We start from the raw sequence: 2,292 nt of genomic DNA on the forward strand, positions 1-2,292 counted from the left end.
GCGGCGGGCGGGCGCGAAGGCCGGGACCGGCGGCCTGCGCCGTCGGCCGCCGGCGTCAGTGCGCCGCCCGGCTATCGGGCGGCGGTGGCTCGGCCTCCGCCCCCGTCCGCCCCAGCGCATCGACGATGCGCGCCTTCATGCGCATCAGCGGGCGGTTGTCGCCCAGGCCCAGCATGAAGGCGTTCTCGGCGAAGGCGTCGCGCAGCCCGTGGCCGGTCGCCGCCGGCGCGCCGGCATAGGAGAAGCGCAGGAACTGGATCAGCCCGGCGGTGCGCACCAGGTGCACGGCCGCGATCTGGTCGAGCCGGATCGTCGTCTCGAGCTCCCGCTCGACATGGGAGACGAGGGTGACGACGGTGAACCACGGCCCGTGGCGCAGGATGCGGATGCGATCCGCATACAGCATGAGATGCCCGCCCATGCCGTGCAGCGCGGCGAGGCAGGGGCTGCGCCGCGCGGGCGGGCCGCTCGCGCTAGTCAATGGCGCAGCGTCCGCACGTGTCGCAGCGGATCGGCCCGCAGGCCGAGCGCGTGGTCGAGCACGTGGTAGGGCTCGGGCGAGAGCGCCATGACGCCGTGGAAGGGCCGCTCGATCAGGAACAGGAAGGCGATCAGCGCGCTGAGCCCCGCCGCCTGGATGCCGAGCATGGCGACGACATGCGCGCGCGCCGGATAGAGCGGGCCGGTCGCGACCACCAGCGAGAACAGCAGCAGGATGAGGAGCCAGAACTCCTGCGGCAGGTGGATGGCGGCGGCGTGCAGCCGCGCCTCCCGCGCCGCCTCGACCGTGTCCATCTCCTGCAGCATGTCGTCGGCGAGCGACTGGCCGAGCCCGGCGGCCGCGGCATACGCGGCTTCCTCCAGCGCATCGGCCAGGCGTTGGGTCGCGGGGCTGCGGCCGCTCGCGGTCATGCTTTGGAACTCGTCCGCGGCGATGCTGCGCACATAGTCGCGGATCGCCGGCTGCAGCGCCTCCCCCGCCGGGCCGGCGCGCGCGGCGAGGCGCGCGAAGCCGGCGATCGCCGCGGTTTCCGTCCGGACGGCGCGGTCGGCGTCGGTCTTGTGGCTGCGCGCCTGCACGGCGCAGAAGGCGAGCGTCAGCGTCAACGCCGCCGTCACCGCGCCGGTGGTGCGCATGGCGACGTCGAGCATCTCCTTGGTCTGCGGCGCGCGGACGATAGGGGCGAGCAGCGCGCAGGCGAGCGCGGCGCTCGCGCCCCCCGCCAGCATGAACACCGCATAGGCCGCGGTGGCGGGCAGGGCGTGGAGGTTCAGCAGAAGGTCCATGGGCCGGCCGTGGATGAGGCGGCCGAGCTTGGCATGTCGGTCCTGACCAACTGCTTAGCGGCGGGGCCGGCCGGAATGGTTAATGGAATGTTTAATTTCCAGTGACACGTAAACGAAAAATAAACTAATCTCGCGGGCGGCGTCGCTCCCGGCGCCTTCATGGCCCAAGCCCGAGGGATCCATCGGATGCGCGCCCGGAACCTTCTCCCCCTTCTCGCCGCCACCGCGATGCTGCTCGCCGCCCCGCCGGCGCGGGCCAATGGCGACCCGCTGGAGAGCGTGAACCGCCGCGTCCACGGCTTCAACCAGGTGGTGCGCGGCTGGGTGCTGGACCCGGCGGCCGCGGCCTGGATGGCGACGACCACGCCCGGCTTCCGCGCCGGCGTGGCGAATGCGCTGGGCAATCTGGGGGAACCTGTCTCGGCCGCGGCGAGCCTCGCGGCCGGCGAGTTCCGCCTCGCCGCCAACGCGGTGGTCCGCTTCGGCGTCAACACCACGGTGGGCCTCGGCGGCGTGCGCGACCGCGCGGCGGATTGGGGCTACCAGCGCCGGCCCTTCGCGCTCGCCGATGCGCTGTGCAGTTGGGGCGTGCCCAGCGGGCCCTTCCTGGTGCTCCCGGTGCTCGGGCCATCGACGCTGCGCGACGCGGGGGCGACCTTCGCGACCCATGCGGCGCTGTCGAACACCTTCGGCAGCGAGGCGGTGTTCTCCTGGCGCGCGAGCGACCTGTTCGTCGGCTACGCCCCCTTCGCCGAGGAGGTCCGCCGGATCGACGCCGAGGCGCTCGATTCCTACGCGGTCCATCGCAGCGCCTATCTCCAGCGCCGCGCCTTCGCCTGCCCGACAGACCGGATGGAGGAGGTGGCGGAGGAGGATTGAGGCCCCGCCGCTACCGGGCCGCGCGGATCTCGGCCACCGCCGCGCCGATGCGCATGGCCAGCAGCGTCTCCCCCCGCGCCGCGCTGGCGCGCGCGGGGTCGCCGCTCGCCCCCAGCGCCGCCAGCC

At 73.7% G+C, this 2,292-nt stretch carries 3 protein-coding genes; 1 reads left to right on the forward strand and 2 read right to left on the reverse strand.

All coding sequences use genetic code 11. The annotated features are described in order from the left end of the window. Positions 1 to 55: 55 nt before the first annotated feature. Both HW577_RS23895 and HW577_RS23900 read right to left on the reverse strand, forming a co-directional pair. Entirely contained in the window at positions 56 to 481 is a 426-nt protein-coding gene (locus tag HW577_RS23895; RefSeq protein WP_198378601.1) for a hypothetical protein, read from the reverse strand. Beyond that, positions 478 to 1,287, reverse strand: coding sequence for a bestrophin-like domain (locus tag HW577_RS23900; protein WP_198378602.1), 810 nt, complete (start codon positions 1,285 to 1,287; stop codon positions 478 to 480). Before HW577_RS23900 ends, HW577_RS23895 begins: the two co-directional genes overlap by 4 nt. Before the next feature lie 186 nt (positions 1,288 to 1,473). Between HW577_RS23900 and HW577_RS23905 the strand changes: the two genes are divergently transcribed. Continuing rightward, positions 1,474 to 2,166: an MlaA family lipoprotein gene (locus tag HW577_RS23905; RefSeq protein ID WP_198378603.1), complete on the forward strand. Its 693-nt coding sequence runs from the start codon at positions 1,474 to 1,476 to the stop codon at positions 2,164 to 2,166. The last annotated feature ends 126 nt before the right edge of the window (positions 2,167 to 2,292 follow it).

It is taken from the genome of Neoroseomonas rubea (assembly GCF_016106015.1).
GTDB classification, from domain to species: domain Bacteria; phylum Pseudomonadota; class Alphaproteobacteria; order Acetobacterales; family Acetobacteraceae; genus Neoroseomonas; species Neoroseomonas rubea.